Origin of the sequence: Methylobacterium sp. AMS5, assembly GCF_001542815.1 — a bacterium.
GTDB lineage: Bacteria > Pseudomonadota > Alphaproteobacteria > Rhizobiales > Beijerinckiaceae > Methylobacterium.
Window position 1 is genome coordinate 2,122,277 of the sequence record NZ_CP006992.1, and the last position, 24,379, is coordinate 2,146,655.

General features: G+C 69.3%; 21 protein-coding genes. 11 read left to right on the forward strand and 10 right to left on the reverse strand.

Features of this window, described 5'->3' with window-relative positions; all coding sequences use genetic code 11:
• Positions 1-19: 19 nt before the first annotated feature.
• On the reverse strand, positions 20-526 hold the full coding sequence (locus Y590_RS09515) for a GNAT family N-acetyltransferase (protein WP_060769646.1): 507 nt from the start codon (positions 524-526) through the stop codon (positions 20-22).
• A 137-nt stretch (positions 527-663) separates the two neighbouring features.
• Here Y590_RS09515 and Y590_RS09520 point away from each other — a divergent pair, with 137 nt between their 5' ends.
• Positions 664-1,389 carry a fused DSP-PTPase phosphatase/NAD kinase-like protein gene (locus Y590_RS09520; protein ID WP_003598038.1) on the forward strand — a complete coding sequence of 242 codons (726 nt, stop codon included), beginning with the start codon at positions 664-666 and terminating at the stop codon, positions 1,387-1,389.
• Positions 1,390-1,397: 8 nt separating this feature from the next.
• Entirely contained in the window at positions 1,398-2,393 is a 996-nt protein-coding gene (locus Y590_RS09525) for a WcbI family polysaccharide biosynthesis putative acetyltransferase (protein WP_060769647.1), read from the forward strand.
• Between the two features lie 61 nt (positions 2,394-2,454).
• Here the strand turns inward: Y590_RS09525 and lpxD are convergent, their stop codons facing one another.
• The 7 genes from lpxD to frr all read right to left on the reverse strand — a co-directional run bounded on the left by lpxD (position 2,455) and on the right by frr (position 11,450).
• Positions 2,455-3,507, reverse strand: a complete 1,053-nt coding sequence (gene lpxD / locus Y590_RS09530; protein ID WP_060769648.1) for a UDP-3-O-(3-hydroxymyristoyl)glucosamine N-acyltransferase — start codon at positions 3,505-3,507, stop codon at positions 2,455-2,457.
• A gap of 163 nt (positions 3,508-3,670) precedes the next feature.
• Positions 3,671-6,241 carry an outer membrane protein assembly factor BamA gene (gene bamA / locus Y590_RS09535; RefSeq protein ID WP_060769649.1) on the reverse strand — a complete coding sequence of 857 codons (2,571 nt, stop codon included), beginning with the start codon at positions 6,239-6,241 and terminating at the stop codon, positions 3,671-3,673.
• A 360-nt stretch (positions 6,242-6,601) separates the two neighbouring features.
• A complete protein-coding gene (gene rseP / locus Y590_RS09540) occupies positions 6,602-7,762 on the reverse strand; it encodes an RIP metalloprotease RseP (protein ID WP_060769650.1) in 1,161 nt (386 codons plus the stop codon).
• Positions 7,763-7,965: 203 nt separating this feature from the next.
• Positions 7,966-9,162, reverse strand: a complete 1,197-nt coding sequence (dxr, locus tag Y590_RS09545) for a 1-deoxy-D-xylulose-5-phosphate reductoisomerase (protein ID WP_060769651.1) — start codon at positions 9,160-9,162, stop codon at positions 7,966-7,968.
• Between the two features lie 14 nt (positions 9,163-9,176).
• Complete coding sequence (locus tag Y590_RS09550; protein WP_060769652.1) at positions 9,177-10,037, reverse strand: phosphatidate cytidylyltransferase; 861 nt, start codon at positions 10,035-10,037, stop codon at positions 9,177-9,179.
• A complete protein-coding gene (locus Y590_RS09555) occupies positions 10,034-10,816 on the reverse strand; it encodes an isoprenyl transferase (protein ID WP_060769653.1) in 783 nt (260 codons plus the stop codon). Before Y590_RS09555 ends, Y590_RS09550 begins: the two co-directional genes overlap by 4 nt.
• Positions 10,817-10,886: 70 nt before the next feature.
• Positions 10,887-11,450: a ribosome recycling factor gene (gene frr, locus Y590_RS09560; RefSeq protein WP_060769654.1), complete on the reverse strand. Its 564-nt coding sequence runs from the start codon at positions 11,448-11,450 to the stop codon at positions 10,887-10,889.
• 332 nt (positions 11,451-11,782) lie between these two features.
• On the opposite strand from frr, the gene Y590_RS09565 reads away from it, so the two are divergent.
• The gene (locus Y590_RS09565) at positions 11,783-12,922 is read left to right on the forward strand and encodes an HPP family protein (protein WP_060769655.1); all 1,140 of its coding nucleotides are present in this window, start codon (positions 11,783-11,785) and stop codon (positions 12,920-12,922) included.
• A gap of 276 nt (positions 12,923-13,198) precedes the next feature.
• On the opposite strand, the gene Y590_RS09570 is transcribed toward Y590_RS09565, so the two are convergent.
• Entirely contained in the window at positions 13,199-14,479 is a 1,281-nt protein-coding gene (locus Y590_RS09570) for an FAD-dependent monooxygenase (RefSeq protein ID WP_060769656.1), read from the reverse strand.
• Between the two features lie 533 nt (positions 14,480-15,012).
• On the opposite strand from Y590_RS09570, the gene Y590_RS09575 reads away from it, so the two are divergent.
• The 6 genes from Y590_RS09575 to Y590_RS09600 all read left to right on the forward strand — a co-directional run bounded on the left by Y590_RS09575 (position 15,013) and on the right by Y590_RS09600 (position 21,913).
• Positions 15,013-15,957 carry a LysR substrate-binding domain-containing protein gene (locus tag Y590_RS09575; protein ID WP_060772225.1) on the forward strand — a complete coding sequence of 315 codons (945 nt, stop codon included), beginning with the start codon at positions 15,013-15,015 and terminating at the stop codon, positions 15,955-15,957.
• Between the two features lie 242 nt (positions 15,958-16,199).
• On the forward strand, positions 16,200-16,949 hold the full coding sequence (locus Y590_RS09580; RefSeq protein ID WP_060769657.1) for an SDR family NAD(P)-dependent oxidoreductase: 750 nt from the start codon (positions 16,200-16,202) through the stop codon (positions 16,947-16,949).
• A gap of 17 nt (positions 16,950-16,966) precedes the next feature.
• Positions 16,967-17,827, forward strand: coding sequence for a transketolase (locus tag Y590_RS09585; protein ID WP_060769658.1), 861 nt, complete (start codon positions 16,967-16,969; stop codon positions 17,825-17,827).
• Complete coding sequence (locus Y590_RS09590) at positions 17,824-18,843, forward strand: transketolase family protein (RefSeq protein WP_060769659.1); 1,020 nt, start codon at positions 17,824-17,826, stop codon at positions 18,841-18,843. Before Y590_RS09585 ends, Y590_RS09590 begins: the two co-directional genes overlap by 4 nt.
• A 155-nt stretch (positions 18,844-18,998) precedes the next feature.
• Entirely contained in the window at positions 18,999-20,015 is a 1,017-nt protein-coding gene (locus Y590_RS09595; protein ID WP_060769660.1) for a TRAP transporter substrate-binding protein, read from the forward strand.
• Positions 20,016-20,026: 11 nt separating this feature from the next.
• Entirely contained in the window at positions 20,027-21,913 is a 1,887-nt protein-coding gene (locus tag Y590_RS09600; RefSeq protein ID WP_060769661.1) for a TRAP transporter large permease, read from the forward strand.
• 70 nt (positions 21,914-21,983) lie between these two features.
• On the opposite strand, the gene Y590_RS26870 is transcribed toward Y590_RS09600, so the two are convergent.
• Entirely contained in the window at positions 21,984-22,151 is a 168-nt protein-coding gene (locus Y590_RS26870) for a hypothetical protein (RefSeq protein WP_162492770.1), read from the reverse strand.
• Positions 22,152-22,572: 421 nt separating this feature from the next.
• Here Y590_RS26870 and Y590_RS09605 point away from each other — a divergent pair, with 421 nt between their 5' ends.
• Positions 22,573-23,487 (forward strand): transporter, encoded by a 915-nt coding sequence (locus tag Y590_RS09605; protein ID WP_060772226.1) that lies wholly within the window; start codon positions 22,573-22,575, stop codon positions 23,485-23,487.
• 124 nt (positions 23,488-23,611) lie between these two features.
• Positions 23,612-23,938, forward strand: a complete 327-nt coding sequence (locus tag Y590_RS27005; RefSeq protein ID WP_060769662.1) for a hypothetical protein — start codon at positions 23,612-23,614, stop codon at positions 23,936-23,938.
• Positions 23,939-24,379 lie beyond the last annotated feature (441 nt).

Genomic DNA, 24,379 nt, shown 5'->3' on the forward strand with positions numbered 1-24,379 from the left:
ACTTTGCCCCCCGGCGCGATCAGGTGAAGAGGTAGCCGATCTTCGGCAGGCAGGAGCCGGAGACACGCTCGACCGATTCCGGGCCGGCCACGCCGCCCAGGCCCTCGTAGAAGCCGCAGGCGCGGGCGTTGTCGGCGAGCGCCCAGACCCCGATGCGGGTGAACCCGCGGTCGATCAGGTCGTTGCGCACCGCCCGGAACAGGCGTGTGCCGAGCCCGAGCCCCTGGAACTCCGGGGCGATGTACAGTTCGTCGATTTCTCCGTCCGCCCGCATGCCCCGGTCGCGCGCCCGGCCGTAGGCGGCGTAGCCCGCGATCCGCTCGCCGAAGGTGATGACGGCGAATCCGCGCCCGCCGCCGATCATCTCGCGCCAGGTCTCCGGCCCGCGCCGGACCAGGAAACGCTCCAGAGCGACCCCTGGAATCACGCCCTGATAGGCCTCGCGCCACGCATCGTCGAAGATCGCCGAGAGGTTGGCCGCGTCCGCGGCGCGGGCACGGCGGATGCTCACCGTGGTCGTCGTCATGGTGTGGTCCGATTGCGAGCCGATGCCGCATGATGACGGCAAAGCGAGCCGTTCGGCAACGGCCTGAAACGGTGTGCGTTGTCGCCCGAATCGCGGGCTGTTAGAGGGACGCTCCGACACGCCTCTCGCAGCCGTCCGTGTTCAACCGCTTCCTTCCTCCCGAGACCCGCTACGCGCGGCGCATGGCCCGCATCGCGAAGTTCGAACGGCCGATCGACGGCTCCGTCTCCCGGGCGAAGGCCTGGGCGAACATGCTGCTGGTCGATCATGGGATCTTCCGTCTCGCCTATCTCAATCGGCACCGGATCGGCACCGGGCTGGTCTGGCGCTCCGCCCAGCCGACGCCGCACCAGCTCGCGTGGTTCAAGCGCCAGGGCGTGCGCACGATCGTGTCGCTGCGCGGCGGGCGTGAGCACGGCTCCTGGCCCCTCCAGCGCGAGGCCTGCGAGCGGCAGGGGCTGAACCTCGTCGAGTTCGTGCTGCGCTCGCGCGAGGCGCCCTCCCGCGAGACGCTGCTGGCGGCGCGCGACTTCTTCGCCGGCCTCGAATACCCCGCGGTGATGCACTGCAAGTCGGGAGCGGACCGGGCGGGCCTTGCCGCGACCCTGTTCCTGATCCTGCACGAGGGCCGGCCGGTGCGGGAGGCCTTGCGCCAGCTCTCGCCGCGCTACGGCCATTTCCGCTTCGCCAAGACCGGCATTCTCGACGCGTTCTTCGCGACCTATCTCCGCGAGGGCGAGGCGCGCGGCCAGAGCTTTCTGGATTGGGTCGAGCACAGCTACGACCCGCAGGCGATCACCCAAAACTTCCGTGCCGGTTTCTGGTCCGACGTCGTCGTCGACCGCCTGTTGCGGCGCGAGTAGGCGCCGCCTTGGCCCTCAGGCTGTCCCGGCTGCTCGGGGCCGTATCGCCATACTGGACCGGCCGGCGCGGGTCGGACGAGGCCGGTCTGAACGGTCCCCGGATCGCGGTGATCGGCAATTGCCAGGCGAAGGGCGTGGCGGAGGCCGTGCGCATCCTCGCGCCGGGCGCGCGGGTGCGGCTGATCCCGATGAGCACGCTGGGCAAACGCGAGCGCAGCCTCGATGCCTTCGCCGCCACGCTCGGCGATTGCGACCACGTCTTCTCCCAACCCTTCCCGACGGGCTTCTTCCCGGAGGGCGGCTCGGAGGCGCTGCGCGAACGGCTGCCGCGGATGCGCCTCTTCCCCTCGATCGTCTTCACGGCGTTCCACCCGGACGCGGTCTATGTCGGCGACCTCGCCTCCGTGGCGCGGGTGACGTTGGTGCCGTCACCGCTCGGCAGCTACCACTCGGCGATCACCCTGTTCGGCTTTCTCCAGGGGCTCTCGCCGGAGCGGATCGTCGGCCTGTTCCGCGAGGACGTGTTTTCGCGCCTCGGCTATCTCGATGCCTGGGGGTTGGCCGCCACGGACCTCATCGCGTCGAGCCGGGCGATCGGCTTCGACCTCTCGGGCGATCTGCTGCGCTGGTCGCGGGGCGGCCTGTTCATGCACAACATCAACCATCCGCGCCTGAACGTGCTGGGCGACATTGCCGGGCGGCTGCTGCGCGAAGCCGGGCTCGCGCCGCGGCCGGTCGCGGTCGAGGCCTACGCGCCGGATGAGCTTTTGGACGACGCGATCTGGCCGGTCTATCCGCCGCTGGCGATGCTCTACGGCCTGCCGGGCTCCACGATCTTCAAGCGCCGCCAGCGCCGGGGCGCAGCGCCCGAGACGCTCGGTCTCGACGCCTTCGTCGCGGAAAGCCTCGCGATCTACCGTCGGCAGCCACGCGAGACCCTGACCTGCCACCGGATCGAGCACTGGGCGGCCTCACCCGAGATCCGCAGGCTGTTTGCGGCTTGAGCCCGTAACGGGTTCCCAAAGGGCAAACCCTTTGGCGGGTCTCAGGGCAGAGCACTGAATCTCACTCGGCCTCGTCCTTACCCCCGCGTTCGGCAAGGCGGGCCAGCGTCGTCATCTCGCGGAACCACGTCCGCACGGGCTTGGCCGGCGTGCCGCCCCAGCGCGAGCCCGGCGGCACGTCGCGGTTGACGTTGGAGGAGCCGGCGATCTGCGAGCCCATGCCGATGCGCAGGTGGCCGACGACGCCGACCTGACCGCCGAGCACGACGTAATCCTCCAGCGTGGTCGAGCCGGAGATGCCGACGCCGGAGACGATCACGCAGTGGCGGCCGATCACCACGTTGTGGGCGATCTGCACGAGGTTATCGATCTTGGTGCCCTCGCCGACCACCGTGTCGCGCGAGGCGCCCCGGTCGATCGTGGTGTTGGCGCCGATCTCGACATCGTCCTGGATGATGACGCGGCCGATCTGCGGCACCTTGATGTGGCCGCCCGCGCCCATGGCGAAGCCGAATCCGTCCTGGCCGATCCGGGCGCCGGGATGGACGATGACGCGGTTGCCGACGAGCGCGTGGGTCAGGGTCGCCCCCGCACCGATGGAGCAGTCACGGCCGATCCGCACGTTGGGGCCGATCACGGCGTTGGGGCCGAGCACCGTGCCCGCGCCGATCTCGGCGCCGGGGCCGACGACGGCACCGGGATCGATGCGCACGCCGTCTTCCAGCCGCGCCTGCGGGTGGACGTGGGCGCCAGGGGATATCCCGGCGGCGGCAAACAGCGAGCCCGGCCGCATCGCCTCCTCGTAGAGGCGTGCCAGCAGTCCGGCATAGGCGCGGTAGGGATCGCGGGTGACGAGGGCGATCGTGCCGGCCGGCACACGGGGAGCGAAGCGCGGCGAGACGAGGCAGGCCAGCGCCCGCGTCGTCGCCAGCGCGTCGCCGTAGCGGGCATTGTCCATATAGGCGAGTTCGGAGGGCCCTGCGCTTTCGAGGGGGGCAGCGCCGGTGACGGGTTGCGCCGGGTCGGCGCCGTCGGGGAGCGGGACGCCACAGGCCTCGGCGACGCTGCCGAGGGTCAAGCCGCCTTTCGGCGCGATGAAGACGGGATCTGACATGAGGTTCGACGCCGGCGGGGGAGGGGGCTGGGCGCCGCTATAGCGCTCTTCGTCGGAAGGGGCATCCGCTCGGAGTGGAACGGACGGGCCACCAAAAAGCAAAAGAGCCGTGCCTGACCGGGATACGGTCAGGCACGGCTCTTTCAAGCCGATGCTTCGGGGATCAGAAGCGCGAGCCGCCGGAGAAGCGGAACGCCTGGAGCTGGTCCTTGCCGACCCGGCCCAGAGCCGTCTGGACACCCTCGTCTTTCGACAGCGCGTAGGCGTAGTCGAAGCGGATCGGGCCGAGCGGCGAGTTCCACAGGATCGAGGCACCGACCGAGGAACGGATCGTCGCCTTGTCGCGCACGTTCACGCATTCGGGCTCGACCGTGATCGCACCGGCGCCGAGGTTCGTGTAATTACAGACGCCGCCCAGACCGCCGGGCGTTCCATTGATGAACGCATCGCCGTTCACGTTGAAGTTGCGGCGGCCGTCATAGCCGAACAGCGTACCGGCATCGGCGAAGACCGCGCCCTTTAGGCCGAGATCCCGCGGCAGACCCCAGATCGGAAACTGAACCTCGACCGTGGCGCCGAAGTAGGTCGTGCCGCCGATGGCGTTGGAGCGGGCGTCGGCGATACCGACGTCGCGCGGACCGAGGCCGTTCGGAGCGAAGCCGCGCACGAGCGACGGGCCTAGGAAGAACTGGTCGGTGATGCGCAGCGGCTGGTCGTCGAGGTTCGAGATGTGACCGCCCTGGAGGCGCACGAAGCCGACGACGTCCTCCCACAGTTCCTTGTAGTAGCGGGCGTCGCCCGTCACGCGGAAGAACTTGGAGTCGCCGCCGATGCCGGCGACGTCGGGCTTCAGCTCGCCATAGAAGCCGTTGGTCGGCCGCTGCAGGTTGTCGAGGGTCGAGTAGGCCAGGGTGACGCCCGCCAGCGAGGTCAGCACGTTGCCCTGCTGGCCCTTGAGGGCGATCGAGGCCTCGCCGTCGAAGGCGCAGTCTGGATAGGCCGGAAGGCCGGACACGTTTTGCCCGGTCGTGGGATCAATCGTTCCAGCAGGGTTCGGCCGGGTGTAGCCGGGGATCGCGACCGAGCAATCATTGTAGGGCCGCTTGATGGTGTTCGGCACCCGCAGCTCGGTGTTGTAGATCGAGTAGCGGAAGGTGACGCCGAATTCCTCGGTGATCGGCAGGCCGAGGCGGAGCTGACCGCCATAGACGGTCGTCTCGTAGCGCGACCAGCGGGTCAGGTCGGAATACTTGTAGAAGGCGTCGAAGCCGGCGGCGAGGCGATAGCCGAGGAAGTACGGCTCGGTGAACGAGAAGTCGATGCCGCGGGCGAACTGGCCGCCCTGCACCGCGAGGCGCACGTACTGGCCGCGGCCGAGGAAGTTCGACTCGGAGACCGAGACTTCGCCGATGATGCCGTCCTGGGTGGAGTAGCCGCCCGCCACCGAGAACGAACCGGTGGGCTGATCCTCGACGTCGATGTTCACGACCACCCGGTCCGGGGCCGAGCCCGGCTCGTTGGAGAAGCGCACCTTCTTGAAGAAGCCCAGACCGTTCAGCCGGCGCTCGGCGCGATCGACCAGCACGCGGTTGTAGGCATCGCCCTCGGTCAGATCGAGTTCGCGGCGGATGACGTAGTCGCGGGTCCGGGTGTTGCCGCGGATGTTGATGCGCTCGACGTAGACGCGCGGTCCGTCCTCGACCACGAAGCCGAGGGCGACCTGATGCGTGGCGCGGTCGCGCTGGCCGGTGGGACGCACCTGGGCGAAGGGGTAGCCCTGGCGGTTGACCTCGTTGGTGACGCCGACGAGCGTCTTTTCCACATCCTCGGCGTTGTAGACGTCGCCGACCTGGGCGCGGATCTGCCCGTCGAGGGCTTCGCGGTCGATGCCGGCGATGCGCGGGTCCACGGCCACCGCGCCGACGGTGTATTGCTCGCCTTCGTCGACGGTGACGTTGATGACCCAGCCGGCCTCCTCGCCCGTCTCGACGTATTGCTGATCGGCGTTGACGATGCGGAAGTCGGCGTAGCCGTTCTTGAGGTAGTAGCGGCGGACGAGGTCGAGATCGGCGGAGATGCGATCGGGATCGAAGACGTCGGAGGTCTTGATGAACGAGAGGAAGTTCATCTCGGAGGAGGACATCAGACCCTTGAGGGTCGATTCCGAGTAGGCCTTGTTGCCGATGAAGTTGATGGCGCGAATGCCGGTCTTGTCGCCCTCGTCGATGGCGAAGATGACGTCGGAGCGGCCGCTCGGCAGGTCGACGAGGCGGTAGCTGACCTTGGCGGTGCCGCGGCCCGAGCGCTTGTAGACGTCGCGGATGCGCTCGACGTCGGCGGCGATCACCGCCGGGCTCAGGGCGCCGCGGTCCTTGGTCTCGACCACGCTCTCGAGCGTCCCCTTCTCGACCTTTTTGTTGCCCTCGAAGAAGACACGGCCGACGACGCTGTTCTCACGCACGCGCACCACGGTGGTGCCGCCGCGGCCGGAGACCTGCACGTCGGAGAAAAGGCCGGTGGCGAGAAGGTTGCGCCGCGCCTCCTCGGGAGACCCGGTGGCGGTGCCGGTGACGTAGGAGCGGATCGTGTCGGAATCGACCCGACGGTTGCCTTCGACGACGACCTGCTGCGCCTGCGCGGCCGCGCCGCCGAGGATCACGGTGGCGGCGGTGGCGACCAGAACGATGGCACGCTCCGCCGACTTTCGCCGGCGCTTTCCCGTCATCGACATCATGTAATCGCCCGTCTCTTTTTGTCTCAGCACGGGTTCGCACCCGCAGGCAGCCGCCCTTAAGGCTCACCGCCCTCTGGTCCCGGCCACGCTTGTATCGGGATTCCCCCACGAAGCAAACGCGGCGGCTGTCCGACATACCAGGATTTTGAGGGGTCGTGGCCTTCGCGCCACTTAACGACGAAGCACCTTTTCACGGGATCTCAGATTAGCGTGAATAGGGCGTAAATATGATCGACAACACGACTTTCCGGTTCGCGTTCTGATCGTAGTAAGGCGGCGTTCACCGCAAAAGCGAACGGCCCGGCGGGGTCGCCGGGCCGTCGATACGGGGCAGGGAAGGGGCGGGGAAGAGAGGTCGGGTCAGGTGCCGCGCTGGCTCAGCGAGGCACCGAGATTGAGGATGTCGTTCCAGGCGGCGAACAGCATCAGCATCAGCACGAAAGCCAGCCCGATGCGGAAGCCGATCTCCTGCGCCCGCTCGCTCAGGGGGCGTCCGCGCACCGCCTCGAAGGCGTAGAACAGCAGGTGGCCCCCATCGAGGAGCGGGATCGGGAACAGGTTGAGCAGCCCGATCGAGACCGACAGGAGTGCGACCAGCCCGATCAGCCCGCCGACGCCGCCGACGCGCGCCACCTCACCCGAGACCCGGGCGATGCCGATCGGGCCGGAGAGCTGGTCGGCGGATTCGCGCCCGGTGACGAGCTTGCCGATGTAGTCGAAGGTGCGTTCCACCACGAAGGCGGTCTCGTGGACGCCGAGCTTCAGGGACTCGAAGGGGCCGTAATGCACCAGCTTGGCCGCGCCGGCGTTCGGCCCGTTGATGCCGAGCCGGCCGAAGCGGTGGCGGCCGAAGGGCGTGCGCTCCTCGATCATGTCCGGCACGGCGGTCAGGGTCTGGACCTGGCCGGAGCGATCCACGGTCACCGCCAGCGAGGAGCCGGCGGCGGCCGAGACGACGCGCTGCATATCGTTGAAGGTGTTGACGGTCTGGCCGTCGATCGTGCGGATCACGTCGCCGGGCTGGAAGCCCGCCCGCGCGGCGGCGCTGTTCGGCTGCACCGCCTCGACGCGCGCCGGCGTCTCGTAGCGGCCGCCGACATAGATCGCGCCCGCGAAGACGGCGATGGCCAGGATGAAGTTGGCGATGGGGCCGGCGGCGACGATGGCTGCGCGCTTGGCCACGGGTTGGGTCGGGAAGCTCACCGCCCGCTCGTGCGGGCTCATGCGGGCGACCGCCTCCGGGTCGGGCACGCTGGCACCGTTGGCATCGCCCACGAATTTCACGTAGCCGCCGAGCGGGATCGCCGAGAGTTTCCAGCGGGTGCCCCGCCGGTCGTTGAAGCCGATGATCTCCGGGCCGAAGCCGATGGAGAAGGCGGTGACGCCTACGCCGCACCAGCGCCCGACCAGGAAATGGCCCATTTCGTGCACGAACACGACGATCGTCAGCACGATCAGGAACGGGATCACCGCGCCGAAGAAGCCGGCGGCGTTGCCGCCCATGCCGCTCAAGAATTCCATGGCCGTTATCCTTCAGGCCGCGACCCACGTGCCGGATCCGTGCGCGTCAAGCGCGAATCCCTGTCTCAACCGTCCGCCCTGACAGGGCGAGCCCATGGCCGGCAAGTCGCGGATCGTCGCACGCCTCACGTTCGAGCGCGAGATCTAATCGCGTACACACCCCTGGGGCCGGGTTTTCCATCCCCGACAACACTTCGTAAAGGTTAATTCTCGGCTCGGCCCTCGGCGCGGATGGCCGGCACCGCCTCCAGGCTCCAGGCGCGCACCCGCGCGTCGATGGCCAGCGCCTCTTCCACGTCCTCCGGCGCACGGCGGAACTCGCCGGCGAAGTGCTCGACCGCCCGCTCGACCAGCTCGGCGATGCCGTAGAAGGGGATCGCGCCGCGGATGAAGGCGGCGACCGCGATCTCGTTGGCGGCGTTCATCACGGTGGGCGCCGCGCCGCCCTCGGCGAGCGCGGCGCGGGCGACGCGCAGGCAGGGGAAGCGGGCCTCGTCGGCCGGCTCGAAGGTGAGACTGCCGGTCACAGCCAGATCAAGCGGCCGCCCGCGGGCGATCTCCAGACGGTCGCCGAGGCCGAGGCCGAGGCAGTGGGCGATCGGCACCCGCATGTCGGGCATGGCGAGTCCCGCCGTCACCGCGCCGTCGCGCCACGCGATCAGCCCGTGCACGATCGATTGCGGGTGGACGATGACGTCGAGCCGTTCGGCCTCGATGGCGAAGAGGTGGTGGGCCTCGATCAGTTCCAGTCCCTTGTTCATCAGGGAGGCGGAATCGATGTTGATCTTCATGCCCATCGACCAGGTCGGGTGGGCGGCGGCCTCGGCCGGGGTCGCGGCGGCGATGCGCTCGCGGGTCCAGGTGCGGAACGGGCCACCCGAGGCGGTCAGCGTCATCCGGGCGATGTCGGACACGCGGCCGTCGCCCATCGCCTGGGCGAGCGCATTGTGCTCGGAATCCACCGGCAGGATGCGGGCGCCGTAGCGCTTGGCGTCGCGCATGAAGGCGTCGCCCGCGCAGACGAGGCTTTCCTTGTTGGCGAGCGCGATGGTGCGCCCGAGCCGGAGCGCGGCATGGGTGGGCTTGAGGCCCGCCGCGCCGCTGACCGCCGCGACGACGATGTCGGCCTCGCGGGCGACCGCCTCCAGCACCGCATTCTCGCCGGCCCCGTTCGGGATGCCGGAGCCCGCGAGCGCCTCGGCCAAAGCCGGGCCGGCGCTCTCGTCGGCGAGCGCGGCGAAATCCGGCCGCATCTCAAGGGCGAGCTTGGCCAGGGCCGCGGCATCCTTGCCGCCGACGAGCGCGCCGACGCGGAAGCGGCCCGGATGCTGGGTGAGGAGGTCCGTGGTCGAGCGGCCGATCGAGCCGGTGGCGCCGAGGACGGTGACGGTGAGGCTCACGGGATCGGTTCCGTTCAGACTTTCAGAAGCCGCAGGGCGACAAGGCACAGGCCGGCGAGCCCGGCGACGGCGAAGAAGCCGTCGAGCCGGTCCATGACGCCGCCATGGCCGGGGATCGAGCGGCCGGAATCCTTGACGCCGTAGCGCCGCTTGAGGGCGGACTCAACGAGATCGCCCCCTTGCGACAGGATCGAGGCGAGGCCGCTCAGCGCCGCGACCAGGGGGAGCGAGACGGCGGGCAGCGCGTCCCACCCCTGACCGCGGGCGACGAGCACGGTGACGGTTCCGCCGACGATCCCCGCGGCGAGGCCGCCGAGCGCGCCGGACCACGTCTTCTTCGGGCTCACCCGCGGCATCAGCTTCGGCCCGCCGATCAGGCGGCCGGTGAAGTAGGCGACGCTGTCGGTGGACCAGACCACCGCGAACATCCAGGCCGGTCCGACGATGCCGATCTCGGGGTCGATCCGCAGCAGCGTCGGCACCAGGACGACCACGGCGCCGCCGAGAAGGCCCCAGATCGGCTTGCGCCGGCCGGGGCCGTGCCCGAGGGCGAAGAGACCGAGGCTGCCGGCGAGCAGGAGGAGAACCGGAACCCAGACGGGCGCGCCGAGCAGCACCGCGGCGAGCACGCCGAACAGCGTCGCCCCGGTCAGGCCCAGCAGCGGCAGCAGCGGCTCGGAGCGCGTCATGGCGAGCCATTCGGCAGCGCCGACGACGCCCGCGATCAGCCAGATGCCGGCAAAAGCCCAGCCGCCGACGAGGAGCGTGCCGAGCACGACGGCGCCGAGCACCAGCGCCGAGGCGACGCGCAGGCCGAATTCGCGGTTGGCGAAGGGCGCACGCCGGGCCGGGGAAACCGCTTCGTCGCCCGTCATCGGCCGGCTCCGGCGCTGAGGCCGCCGAAGCGGCGGTCGCGGCGGTGGTACTCGCTGACGGCGGCGAGGAACGCGGCGTGGTCGAAATCCGGCCAGAAGCCCGGCTCGATCACGTACTCGGCGTAAGCCGTCTGCCATGTCAGGAAGTTCGAGAGGCGCTGCTCGCCCGAGGTGCGGATCACGAGGTCCGGGTCGGGAATGCCGGCGGTGTCGAGCGCCTCGGTGATGGTCGGCAGCTCGATCTCGTCGGCCCGCAGTCGCCCCTCGGCGACGGCCGTCGCGATGCGCCGCACCGCGCGCAGGATTTCTTGGCGCCCGCCGTAATTGAAGGCGACGACCAGGGTCAGGCCTGTATTGGCGCGGGTGCGCGCCTCCGCCTCGTCGAGCAGGCTCGCGATGTCCGCCGAGAGGTCGGCACGGTCGCCGATCACCCGGATGCGGACGTTGTTGGCGTTGAGGTCGGCGAGATCACCGCGGACGAACAGCTTGAGCAGGCCCATCAGCTCGGAAACTTCCGAGGGCGGGCGGCGCCAGTTCTCGGAGGAAAAGCTGTAGATCGTGAGATAGTCGATGCCGAGGGTGATGGCGGAGCGCACCGTTCGGCGGACCGCCTCGACGCCGCGTCGATGACCTTCGAAACGGGGCAGGCCCCGGCTTGCGGCCCAGCGGCCGTTGCCGTCCATGATGATGGCGACGTGGCGCGGCACCGGCTGTCCCGTGCTTCCGGGGGCGGCATCCGCCACCTCCCCGATCTGCCGCGCGCCGTCCGAGCGAACCAACGCAGCCTCCTCCTCTCGCCGCCGCGGTTCGGCGCGGCCCCACCCGTCTCGGTTCAGTGCAGGCCGGGTGTCAGACCTGCATGATTTCCTTTTCCTTGCTCGCCAGCACGCCGTCGATCTCGCTGATCGCGTCGTCGGTGGCCTTCTGCACCTCGGCGGCCTGACGCTTCTCGTCGTCCTGGCTGATGGCGCCGTCCTTCTCGAGCTTCTTGAGGATGTCGAGCCCGTCACGGCGCACGTGGCGCACGGCGACGCGGGCCTCCTCCGTGTACTTGTGGGCGACCTTGACCATCTCCTTGCGGCGCTGCTCGTTCATCTCGGGGATGCGCAGGCGGATGGTCTGGCCTTCCGTCATCGGGTTGAGGCCGAGGTCGGATTCACGGATCGCCTTCTCGACGTTGGTGACCATCGAACGGTCCCAGACCGAGATCGAGAGAAGCCGCGGCTCCGGCACGCTGACGGTCGCGACCTGGGCCATCGGCATCGAGGAGCCGTAGGCCTCGACCTGGATCGGATCGAGCAGGCTCGGTGTCGCGCGGCCCGTGCGCAGCGATCCCAGATCCTTGCTCAGAGAACTGACGGCACCCTGCATGCGGCGCTTGATGTCGCCCAGGTCGAATTCCGGTGTGGCCATAGGTTCAAAGTCCCGATGCGTTCGGGTGGCAGATCGGCGCGCGGACGCGCCCGGCGCGCGGTGCCGCTACATGAACGAAAAACCGGGTGGCCGCAAATGCGGTTGGGCACCGGCCGGCTTCAGGCGCCGCCGCCGCGCGACGGTGTATCCTTTAACGGTGAGGCCGAGCCTGAACTGCCTTGCCGAAGAGCAACGTGCCTATGCATGTTGCAAATCCGCTGGCGATCCGTTGGATTGTATGTGGTATACCAGCGCTTCGAGCCGACAGGTGGAGCATCTGCCTGCGGAACCGGCAGTGCCGATATCGGTCGAGAAACGAGGGACGCGCGAGGATGCCCAACCCCGGTGGCCCCGAACAACGCGCTGCACGATCGCACGGATTCCGGATGTTCAGGCCGATCCTGGCCGGCGCGACCCTGCGTGAGCGTCTGATCGCGTGCCTGGGTGCTCTTGCAGGCATCACGCTCACCGGCTTGGTTTGCGGCTGGTTCTTCGGAGAAGGCCCCCACATCCCGTTGATCGTCGCGCCGATGGGGGCGTCGGCGGTGCTGATCTTCGCCGTGCCCGCCAGTCCGCTCGCCCAGCCCTGGTCGGTCATCGGCGGCAACACCATCTCCGCGTTCATGGGCGTGCTTGCCGCGCACCTCATTCCCGATCCGGTCATCGCGATCGGCGTCGGCGTTTCCCTTGCGATCGCGGCGATGTCGCTGACCCGGTGTCTTCACCCGCCGGGCGGGGCCGCCGCCTTGACCGCACTCATCGGTGGACCGGCCGTCACGTCGGCGGGCTTCCTGTTCCCGCTTTTCCCGGTCGGCCTGAACTCGGTCATTCTCGTTGCGCTCGGCATCGGCTTTCACAAGCTCTCGCGCCGCAACTACCCGCACGTCGCCGTTGCCACGCCGGTGAACACGCATGGCACGGGGGATTTGCCGGCCCCGCTCCGGGTCGGCTTCCGGCCTGAAGATGTCGATGCGGCTCTGGTCGCGCTGGACGAGACGCTGGACATCGACCGCGCCGATCTGGACCGCCTGCTCCGGCAGGTCGAACTCCACGCCCTCGTGCGTGCGCGGGGGGATCTGACCTGCGGTGAGGTGATGTCACGGGACGTCGTCACCATCGGGCTCGACGGCAGCGCCGAGCGGGCACGGAAGCTTCTGATCGCCCACAACATCAGGACCCTTCCCGTCATCGACCGCGCAGGCCGGCTCGCCGGTACGATCGGCCTGCGCGAGTTGACGCTGCACGGCGAGGTGGGGCTGGCGCAGGTGATGTCCGAGGCCAGGACCACCGGGCCGGACGACCCGGTGATCGCGCTGGTGAACGACCTGACGGACGGTCATGCCCATGCGGTCGTCGTCACTGCCGACGACCGGCGCGTGCTGGGAATCATCACCCAGACCGATCTGCTCGCGACCCTGATGCGCCTGCTCTCCGCCAAGGCGTTCGCGCTGCCCGATCCGGGCTCACCGTAGTGGCCGGCGCGGCCCGAGAGCACGCCTTTATCGACCCGTCGAAACGCTCACGCCCGCGACCGCTCGGCCGCCGGAGCACCATCGTCTGCGACGCCCCGCCGAGAGTTGGCCCGGTTGTTGCCAGAACTCACTCTTTCCTGGCGCTGCCACGTCCGCAGGATTGAGCCGATGCAAGACGGTCCGCTTCTTCAGATGCTCTACGCAGCTCTGATGGCCTCGAGCATGATGCTGACGTGGCAATTCTCCCGCCTGCATAAGCCGTGACCGGCGCCCGCCTCACAGGGCTTCACCCCGCAGCAGGCGTGGAGTCCCGCCCCGCAGCGCCGATGCCTGGCCGATGAAGAAGCGCTTCAGGCCCGGCATCCGATCGACGAGACCGAGGCCGAAGTCGCGGGTGAGCCGCAGCGCCATGCTGTCGTTCGAGAACAGGCGGTTGAGCCCATCGGTCGCCGCCGCCATCGCCACGGTATCGAAGCGGCGCGCCTGCTCGTAATCGCGCAAGACCGCATCCGCGCCGGGATCGAGCCCGAGCCGCATGGCACCGGTCACCGCCTCGGCCAGGGCCGCCGCCCCGGCGAGGCCGAGATTGAGCCCCTGGCCCGCCAGCGGATGGATGACGTGGGCGGCGTCCCCCAGCAGCGCGAGGCGGGGCGCCCGGAAGCTGCGGGCGAGGCCGAGATGCAGCGGATGGGCGCTCGGCCCATGCTCCAGGGCGATGCGCCCGAGTTCGGCCCCGAACCGGCGCTCGATCTCGGCCAGCGTCTCGGCGGCATCCCCCCCGAGCAGGGCCGGCACATCGGCGCTGCGTTCGGTCCAGACGATGGAGGAGCGGTGGCCGAGTGCGCCTCCCGCCTTGAGCGGCAGGATCGCGAACGGGCCGCTCGGCAGGAAATGCTCGAAGGCGCGGCCCTCATGGTCGCGGGCATGCTGAATCGTCGCGACGATCCCCGATTGCGGGTAGGACCAGCCGACCCAGCCGATGCCGGCGGCCTCGCGCAGGGCCGAGCGCGCCCCGTCGGCGGCGACCACGAGCGCGACCTCCTCGACGCTGCCGTCGCTCAGGGTCACCCGGGTCGCGCGCGCCCCCGGGACGGCGGCGGCGACGCCCGCGGCGGCGAGGCGGACGCCCGTTTCCCGCGCGGCGTCGAGCAGCGCGGCGACCATCGGCTCGGCCTCGACCATGTGGGCGAAGGGCTCGCCCGTGTCGCGCGCCTCCGTTCCGTCCCCGAAGGTGAGGAAGACCGGCCGCACCGGATCGCCGACCCGGCTGTCGCTGATGACCAGCCGGCGCATCGGCTCCGCCGCCGGTTCGATCCGCGACCAGAGCCCGAGCCGCTCGAACATCCGCCGCGGTCCGGCCGCCACGGCGTAGGCGCGCCCGCGATGGCGCGCCGCGCCGGCCTCCAGGCCCGGATCGCAGACCGTCACGTCGAGCGCCGGCCCGTGCGCCTGCTTCAGGGCGACCGCCAGGGTCAGCCCCGGAATGCCGGCCCCGGCAACGAGCAGGCCGCGGCTGCCGGCGCGCCGATCCCGAGGGGGACGATTCGTTGCGCTCATCTCGTGACCCTCATGGGCGTCCCTCTTCCGCCCCGTCCGGAGCGGGAGAGGCGGTCGAACCGGTGATATCGCGCCCGGCGCCCGTCCGCATCCCGCGCGAGCGACCGGAGGCTGCGGGACAACGCCGCCGGACTGTCACGCCGCCTGCGGCGGGCGGCGACAGCCGTGACCGATCGCCGGGCCAACCGCAACGTCCCCCGATCTCCGCTCCTGCGCCTCGAGAGGGACGGCGTCTTGAGAGGGACGGCGTCTTGAGACGGAAGAGGTCTTGAGAAGGAGGACTCGGCCGATCCATCGAAACCTCAGCGTCGATGGGGCCGGATGGGAGGCGAGATGCCGCCTGTGCCGGCGGGAGGGTTCAGCCCGCTTTGACTTGGTGGTTTTCCCGGATGGTCGGGTTTGTCCGGATCAATCGTGTCGATGGTTTCGCCGCTTGCATCCGTTTGTCGGACGAAACCCCGTGATCGTCGGGCTGTCCCTTCCCGTTCTATCGGAGATTGTCAGGCAGGGGCGCCTGCCTCATCGTAGTCATGATGCGCCCACCTGTTCCGCTCTCCGCCGTCCGGACGTTCGAGGCCGCCGCGCGCCGCCGTTCGTTCAAGGACGCGGCGAGCGAGCTCAATCTCAGCGCGAGTGCCGTCAGCCACGCGGTGCGCAAGCTGGAGCAGGCCCTCGGCGTGGCGTTGTTCGAGCGCGACAGCCACGGCATCGCCCTGACGGCAGCCGGCGAGGCCCTTCTGGAGCATGTCAGCCGCGCCTTCGAAGAGATGAACCGGGGCTTTGACCTCGTCGCGACGCGGGCCCCGCAATTGCTGCGTCTGCACTGCGCCCCGAGCTTCGCCGCGCAGTGGCTGACACCGCGCTTGGCCCGCTTCATGGCCAGCCATCCCGACTTCGAGGTGCGGCTCGCCGCCGGCATGGATTACGCCCGCTTCATCACCGACGAGTTCGATGCCGACATCGTCTACGGTCCGCCGCGCGGCGAGGGGCTCATCGTCATGCCGCTCGGCCAGGAAACGGTGACACCGCTCTGCACCCCCGAGCGCGCCCGCAGGATACGCGAGGCCGCCGACCTTCCCGGCCAGCCGCTGATCCAGAGCGACAACAAGCTCGTGCGCTGGCCGCTCTGGTTCGAGCGCAACGGATTGCGCGCCCCACCCTCCGCCGGCCTTCGCTTCGACCGCAGCTTCCTCGCCATCACGGCGGCGGCCGACGATCTCGGCATCGCCCTGGAATCCACGCTTCTGGCCGAACGGGAATTGGCGAGCGGGCGCCTCGTCGCGCCGCTCGCCGAGCGGGCCTCCAACGTCGACTATACCGGTCATTACCTCGTCTTCCCGGCCCTGACGCGGCGCCGAACGCCGCTCTGCGTGTTTGCGCGGTGGCTCGCCGCGGAACTGCGTGTGGCGTTGCCCCCGGAACTGCCCCCGGAGACGCCGCAATCCGTGCGGGCGCAGCAGCCGGCCCCGGCAAGGTGAACGAAATTCACCTGGGGCTGAAAACTTCGCGTTTGCTGCATTATGGGCCCATGCATCATCTTTCTCATCAATGAGATGAGAGGAAACGAATTGCAGCCGGCCCCGGCAGCGCCGCTGTAGTGCGGACAAGCCCGGGCATCTTGTCGAGGCTCAGCGGCGGGCCCGGCAAATCGGCGGATCTCCCATCTCCCAACAGGCCGAGCGCTGGAGCGGAAGCATCGCCGCCGCGCAGGGAGAGAGACATGCTTCTGAAGGACAAAGTCTGTGTGATCACCGGCGCGGCCTCCGCGCGCGGCATCGGCAAGGCCACGGCACGCCTGTTCGCGGCCCAGGGCGGGCGGGTGGTCATCCTCGATCTCGACGCCGGCCAGGCCGAGGCGGCAGGGCGCGAGATCGGTCCGGGGCATTTCGGGCTCGCCTGCGACGTCGCCGACCGGGCGGCCTGCCAGGCGGCCGCCGACGAGGTGATCGCCCAGGCCGGGCGGATCGATGTCCTCGTGAACAATGCCGGCATCTCGCAGCCCCTGAAGCTGATGGAGATCGAGGCGGCGCACTACGAGGCCGTCACCGACGTCAACCTGCGTGGCACCCTCTACATGAGCCAGGCGGTGATCCCCGCCATGCGCCGCCAGCGCACCGGCGCGATCGTCTGCATGTCCTCGGTCTCGGCCCAGCGCGGCGGCGGCATCTTCGGCGGTCCGCACTATAGTGCAGCCAAGGCGGGCGTGCTCGGCCTCGCCAAGGCGATGGCGCGCGAACTCGGCTCCGACGGCATCCGGGTGAATTCGGTGACGCCCGGCCTGATTCAGACCGACATCACCGCCGGCAAGCTCACCGACGCGATGCGCGCCGAGATCGTCAGCGGCATCCCCCTCGGCCGCCTCGGCGTCGCCGACGACGTGGCCAATGTCTGCCTGTTCCTCGCCAGCGACCTGTCCGCCTACCTCACCGGCGCGGTGATCGACGTCAACGGCGGCATGCTGATCCATTGATCGGAAGGAACACAGCCATGGAGCACCCCCCCGAGATCCACCCCCGCGAAGGCTCGAACGTCTCGCTCGACGACCGTGCCTACCGCATCCGCCGCCACGCCCTGCTGATGGGCGAGGTCCAGGGCCAGGGCTACATCGCCCAGGCGCTCGGCATCAGCGACGTGCTGGCGGTCAGCTACTTCCACGCCATGACCTACCGGCCGGACGATCCGGAATGGGAGGGCCGGGACCGCTTCCTGCTCTCGATCGGCCACTACGCCATCGCCCTCTACGCCGCCCTCATCGAGGCCGGCCTCATCCCGGAGGACGAGCTGACGACCTACGGCAGCGACGACAGCCGCCTGCCGATGTCCGGCATGGCCGCCTACACGCCCGGCATGGAGATCACCGGCGGCTCCCTCGGCCACGGGCTCGGCATCGCCGTCGGGATGGCGCTCGGCCTAAAGCGGAAAGCCTCGAAGAGCTTCGTCTACAACCTGTTCTCCGACGGCGAGCTCGACGAGGGCTCGACCTGGGAGGCGGCGATGTCGGCGGCGAGCTTCGGGCTCGACAACCTGATCGGCCTCGTCGACGTCAACGGCATGCAGGCCGACGGTCCGTCTCGCGGCGTCCTGAACTTCGAGCCGCTCGCGCCGAAATTCGAGGCCTTCGGCTGGTTCGTCCAGCGGGTGGACGGCAACGACATCGACGCCCTCGTGAGGGCCTTCGACGCCGCCCGTTCCCATCCGGAGCGGTGCCCGCGCATCATCATCTGCGACACCAAGATGGCCAAGGGCGTGCCCTTCCTCGAGGCGCGCGAGCGCAATCACTTCCTACGGGTCGAGGCGGACGAGTGGCGTCAGGCCCTGGCGGTTCTGGACGAAGGGAGGCTCCCATGAGGCGTTCGAAGTACGAGAAGCCGGCGCCGCGCGCGGCCGGCGGCGCCAAGACCTCGGCGATGATCGCCTCGCTGGCCGCGCCCGGCCAGCGGACCAAGCCGGCGCCGTTCGGGAACGCGCTCGTCGAACTCGCCAAGACACGCCCCGATCTCGTCGGCCTGTCGGCGGATCTCGCCAAGTACACCGACCTGCACATCTTCGCCCAGGCCTATCCCGAGCGGTTCTACCAGATGGGGATGGCCGAGCAGCTCCTGATGAGCGCGGCGGCGGGGCTCGCCCGCGAGGGCTTCACACCCATCGCCACCACCTACGCCGTGTTCGCGGCGCGGCGGGCCTACGACTTCATCTGCCTCGCGATCGCGGAGGAAAATCTCAACGTCAAGATCGCCTGCGCCCTGCCGGGCCTGACCACGGGCTACGGCCCGAGCCACCAGGCCACGGAGGATCTGGCGATCTTCCGCGGCATGCCGAACCTGACCATCCTCGACCCCTGCGATGCGCACGAGCTGGAGCAGGTGGTGCCGGCGATGGTGGAGCATCGGGGCCCGGTCTACCTGCGGCTCATGCGCGGCAACGTTCCCCTCGTCCTCGACGAGTACGGGTACCGGTTCGAGTGGGGCAAGGCCAAGACCATCCGCGACGGGCGCGACGTGCTCATCGTCTCGTCCGGGCTGATGACCATGCGGGCGCTCGAAGTCGCGCAGGCCCTGGGCGACGACCGCGTCGACGTCGCGGTCCTGCACGTCCCGACCATCAAGCCGCTCGACGAGGAGACGATCCTGCGCGAGGTCGGCCGCGGCGGGCGGCTCGTGGTGGTGGCCGAGAACCACTCGGTGATCGGCGGCCTCGGCGAGGCGGTGGCGGCCCTCCTCCTGCGCACCGGCACGGTGCCGCCGGGCTACCGCCAGATCGGCCTGCCGGACGAGTTCCTCGACGCGGGCGCGCTGCCGACGCTGCACGACCGCTACGGCATTTCCAGCCAGGCGATGGCCCGCAGCATCCGCAGCTGGCTCTGAGGCGATTGCGGGCGGCGCCGGATGGCGCCGCCTCCCGAGAGGCCTGCCCCCCGCGCCCGAGCGGTGTGGAGCATCCGGCGAGACCGGATGACGATCCCAAAGACCGTCAACGGCGGGGATCGGGCGGCGGGCCGCGACCATCCAGGGAGTGAAACATGCCAGAGGCTTCTCTCAGCCGTCGGCGCCTCGTCGCGGGCGCGGCCGCCCTTCCCCTGTTCGGCATCCTGACGCGCCGCGCCGCGGCGGCCGAGTTCGTCTACAAGCTGGCGACCGGGCAGGATCCGAACCATCCCGTCAACATCCGCGCGCAGCAGGCGATCGACCGGATCCGCGAGGCGAGCGGCGGACGCCTGGAGATCCGGCTCTTCCCGGCCAACCAGCTCGGGGCCGACACCGACCTGCTCGCCCAGGTGCGCAGCGGCGCCGTCGAGTTCCTGAACCTGTCCGCCTCGGTCCTGGCGACCTTCCTGCCGGTGGCGAGCCTGACCAATCTCGGCTTCGTCTTCAAGGATTACGACAGCGTCTGGGCCGCCATCGACGGTCCGCTCGGCGCCTATGTCCGCGAGCAGATCGGGCGTACGCCGATCCTCACCGTGTCGAAGGCCTGGGACAACGGCTTCCGTCACGTCACCTCCTCGACGCAGGAGATCCGCACGCCGGACGACATCCGGGGCTTCAAGATCCGCGTGCCGCAGGCGCCGATGCAGACGTCGCTCTTCCGGGCCCTGGAGGCGGGCGCGACGCCGATCAACTTCAACGAGCTGTACTCGGCCCTGCAGACCAAGGTGGTCGAGGGCCAGGAGAACCCGCTCCCGATCACCGCGACGACGCGGATCTACGAGGTCCAGAAGAGCTGCAGCCTGACCGGGCACATCTGGGACGCCTACTGGATCCTCGGCAATCGCCGCGCCTGGGCCCGCCTGCCCGAGGATCTGCGGATGATCGTCGGGCGCGAGCTCGACCGCGCCGCCGACGACGAGCGCGCCGACAACGTGGCGCTCAACGCGAACCTGCGCACCACGCTCGCGGCCAAGGGCCTGACCTTCGTCGACGTCGATCGGGACGCGTTCCGCGACGCCCTCGTCCGGACCAGCTTCTACCGGGACTGGAAAGCCAAGCTCGGGCCGACGGCCTGGGACCATCTCGAAAGCGTCACCGGAAAGCTCGTGTGAGGAAGGCCGCCATGCAACTCGACGTGCAATTCGACGCGCCCGCGCCGGCCGCCCCCGTGCCCGCCGCCGGCCAAAGCTCCCATTTCCAGACCTTCGATCGCGTCTTCGGGCGGATGGTCGAGATCCCCGCGGCGATCCTCGTCGTCCTGGAGATCGTCGTGCTCCTGAGCGGCGTCGTCAGCCGCTACGCCCTGCACCGGCCCCTGGTCTGGTCCGACGAACTCGCCTCGATCCTGTTCCTGTGGCTCGCCATGCTGGGGACGGTCATCGCCTTCCGGCGCGGCGAACACATGCGCATGACCGCCTTCGTCGGCATGGCCACGCCGCGGGCGCGGGCCTTCATGGACACCCTGGCGATCGTGGCCGGCCTCGTCTTCGTCGGAGTTCTGCTGGAGCCGGCCTTCGAGTTCGCGATCGAGGAATCCTGGGTCTACACGCCAGCCCTCGACCTCCCCAATACCTGGCGCGCCGCCGCCCTGCCGGTCGGGTTCGCACTGATGCTCGTCACCGCCGTGCTGCGCCTCGTGCAGGAGAGCGACTGGCGCCTCACGGGCGCGGCTTTGGCTCTCGGGGCCGGCCTCGCCGCCGTGCTCGCCGGCCTGTCGCCGCTCCTGAGCGGCATCGGCAACCTCAACCTGCTGGTGTTCTTCCTGCTCGGCGTCGGAGCCCTGGTGTTCGCCGGCGTGCCGATCGCCTTCGCCTTCGGACTCTCGACCTACGCCTACCTCATGACCACCACCTACGCGCCCGCCATGGTCGTCGTCGGGCGCATGGACGAGGGCATGAGCCATCTCATCCTGCTCGCGGTGCCGCTGTTCATCTTCCTCGGCCTCCTGATCGAGATGACCGGCATGGCCCGCGCCATGGTCGGTTTCCTGGCGAGCCTGCTGGGCCATGTGCGCGGCGGCCTGCACTACGTGCTGGTGGGGGCGATGTACCTCGTCTCCGGCATCTCCGGCTCGAAGGCCGCCGACATGGCCGCCGTCGCCCCGGTGCTGTTTCCCGAGATGAAGGCGCGCGGCGCCAAGGAGGGCGATCTCGTCGCGCTGCTCTCCGCGACCGGCGCCCAGACCGAGACGATCCCGCCCTCGATCGTGCTCATCACCATCGGCTCGGTGAGCGGCGTCTCGATTACCGCGCTGTTCACCGGCGGCCTTTTGCCGGCCGTCGTCCTCGGCGCGACGCTGTGCGCGCTGGTCTGGTGGCGCTACCGCGGCGAGGACATGGGTCACGTCGTCCGCCCCGGTCGGAAGGCGATCCTGAAGGCGCTCGTCGTGGCACTGCCGGCGCTCGCGCTGCCCTTCGTCATCCGGGCCGCCGTGATCGAGGGCGTGGCCACCGCCACCGAGGTCTCGACGATCGGCATCGTCTACGCCGTGCTGGCGGGGCTCCTCGTCTACCGGCAGTTCGACTGGCGCCGCCTCATGCCCATGCTGGTGACGACGGCGACGCTGTCGGGTGCGATCCTGCTGATCATCGGCGCGGCCACCGCCATGGCCTGGGCGCTGACGCAGTCCGGTTTCTCGCAGGCGCTCGCCGTCGCGATGAAGGAACTGCCCGGCGGCGCGCTCGGCTTCCTCGTGGTCTCCGCCCTCGCCTTCATCGTGCTGGGTTCGGTGCTGGAGGGAATCCCGGCGATCGTCCTGTTCGGGCCGCTGATGTTTCCCATCGCCCGTGCCGTGGGCGTGCACGAGGTGCACTACGCCATGGTCGTGGTTCTCGCGATGGGGATCGGCCTGTTCGCTCCGCCCTTCGGCGTCGGCTACTACGCCGCCTGCGCCATCAGCCGCATCCATCCGGATGCCGGCATGCGGCCGATCATCGGCTACGTCGCGGCGCTGCTGGTCGGGCTGATCGTGATCATCCTGGTGCCCTGGTTCTCGATCGGCTTCCTCTAAAGGCCGGAACCGCTTCGGGCTGCGGCGCTGGTTCCCGTCCCGGCCACCCCCGAAGCGCAGGATCAGGCTCTCAGAGCACGCCGCCATGCCCGGAGCGGGCGAGCCGATCGACCTGCTGCGCGTAGCGGGCCTCGGCCATCCGCCGGAGCGCCGTTGCCAGCGTCCGTGCGAGCCTCGTGCGAACATCCGAGACACCTCTGACCCGCGGCGCACGATGCCAGCGTCTGGTTTCCGTCACGATCGCCACGACACCACCTCACGGCCCGCTCATGTTGCGATGCAATATCGCATGGCCGCGTCGGCCCGGTGATTGAAACTTGTTCTGAGCTGTCATGCACCCGGCTCATGGACTGCGCGCTGCTCCCGCAGCGGCCGTTTGCAGGGTGCGCGGAACGTCACGGCATGATTTGTTTTTGTGCTTTGCAATTAAAAACAAATGTAAATGGCGATGATTGCAGCAATATCGATATTTATATAATAATTGCTTGGCGCATGGATGTATGTATCGGTGATATGTGCTGTTGGTCCCGAGTATAAATCTAGATCAATCTGTATCGGCCTTGATGAGGCGCTGAGCCCAAGTCGAAGGCCAGCCAAGACTTCCGAACAGATGGCCGCATGGATGCCAGGGAGTGTCCTTGCATCATTGTAGGAATATTATACTAAGTCGGGGAGTTTTAAGGGTGGCTACTGCATCGAAAACAGCGGCCGGTCGGCTGAGCCTGTCCTTCGTCGCGGCCGGCATGGTGCTGGCGACGCCGGCAGGCGCAGGGTCGGTCGCGCAGCCCGGCGGATCGATCGGCATTCCCGCGGGTGCACAGATTCCCGTCGGTCTGTACTTCGTCGCCGTGCCGAATTACGGCGTCCGCTACACGTTCCCCGCCTCGTCGGATCTCAACGTCAACACGGCGACCTTCGCTCTGTCGACCCCGTGGTCCGTGCTCGGCGCGCGGCTGCAATTCATCGTCTTCAACCGCTCCGCCGTCTCGGCGAGTGCGCGGGGGGCTCCCTCGTCCACCGGCCTGGGCCAGAGCCTGTATGCGACGCAGCTCGCCTGGAACCTCGGCAACGACGTCGGCTTCAGCTATCTCCTGGGCGGCTATGTTCCGGATGCCACCCGCTTCGGCTCTCAGGAGGGCTCGCTCACGCACCGTTTCGCCGTGAGCTATACCGGGAACGGATACAATCTGACCGCGAACCTGCTCTACGGTCACTTCCTCACAGATCGCGCTCTGAACGGCTCACGGGCCTTTCCCGACTATCTCAACATCGATCTCACCGCGACGAAGCGATTCGGTAAGTTCGAATTCGGTCCCGTGGCCTATGCTTCGACCGATCTGCCGGTCGGCAACGTGCCGGGCTACCGGCGCCAGAGCCAGTTCGCGGTCGGCGGGCTGGTCGGCTACAATTTCGGTCCGGTCAACGTTCAGGCCTACATCACCCGCGACGTCGCGGAGCGTCATTACGGCGGCCAGGAGACGCGGGGCTGGGCGCGGCTGATCGTGCCGATCTGGCAGGACAAGGGTGAGGTCGCGCCCAACCGCACGCTCGTGACACGCCAGCAGGGGCAATAGCGTTGGCGCCGCGGTGTTCCTCGTGCCATCGGTAGGCCGCACGCGACCGCAGCACCGCCGCTCAAGGTCCGAACGGGCTTGGCGGATACGGCCTTCGGACCGCGCCGGGGCGCGTCCGACTGGGATGGGACGGTGGCGGGACGGGGCGGCCTCAGCCGAGGCTGCCGCCGCCTTCACGTCCGCATTCGCGATGCCGGACTGGTTCGAACTGGCGCTGCGCAGGGTCGGGGCGAAGGTCTCGTCCGCCTCCGGCACGGCATCCGCCTGGACGCGGACGCTGACCTCTGCGGAGGCGGCGCCGGCGGCGATCGTGTCCGTCACCGTCAGCGGCCAGGGCCGGGGTACCGGCGAAGTCGGCCCCGTCGGCCGCGTTCGCACTGCGGCCTGTGATCTCGGCGGTGACGGTGACGGCGCCCAGCGTGCCGTTGCTGCGCTCGACCGTGAAAGGTGAACGCGGTCTCGCCCGTGTCGCCCGCCCCCCGGCTCACGGCGAGTGAGTTCGCGGTAAAAGCCGACCTCCTGGGTGAAGCCCTGGGGCAGAGCCGCGTAGACGACCGCACCGCCGTTGGCGACTTCGTTGCCGCTGACGGGAAGGGGCGTGCCCGTCGGGTTGCGGTCGGCGGCGATGACGGTCAGCACCTCAGGGCCGAGATCGGTGGTCGCGCCGGGTTGGGGCGGGACGTCGGAGACGCCGGCCGCGTTGGCCGGGTCGGTCTCGTCGTAGACGATGACGCCGCCGACCGGGTTGCTGGGCGCGCGCGCCTGCTCGCCCTCGTTGGCGACAAGGATCCGGCGGCCCGCGCGCTGCGAAGCAAAGGGGTTCGCCCAGGCCCGAATCCGCACGCCGATCCCGACCGCCCCGAGAGGGACGATCACGGTCCGGAGGCACTGT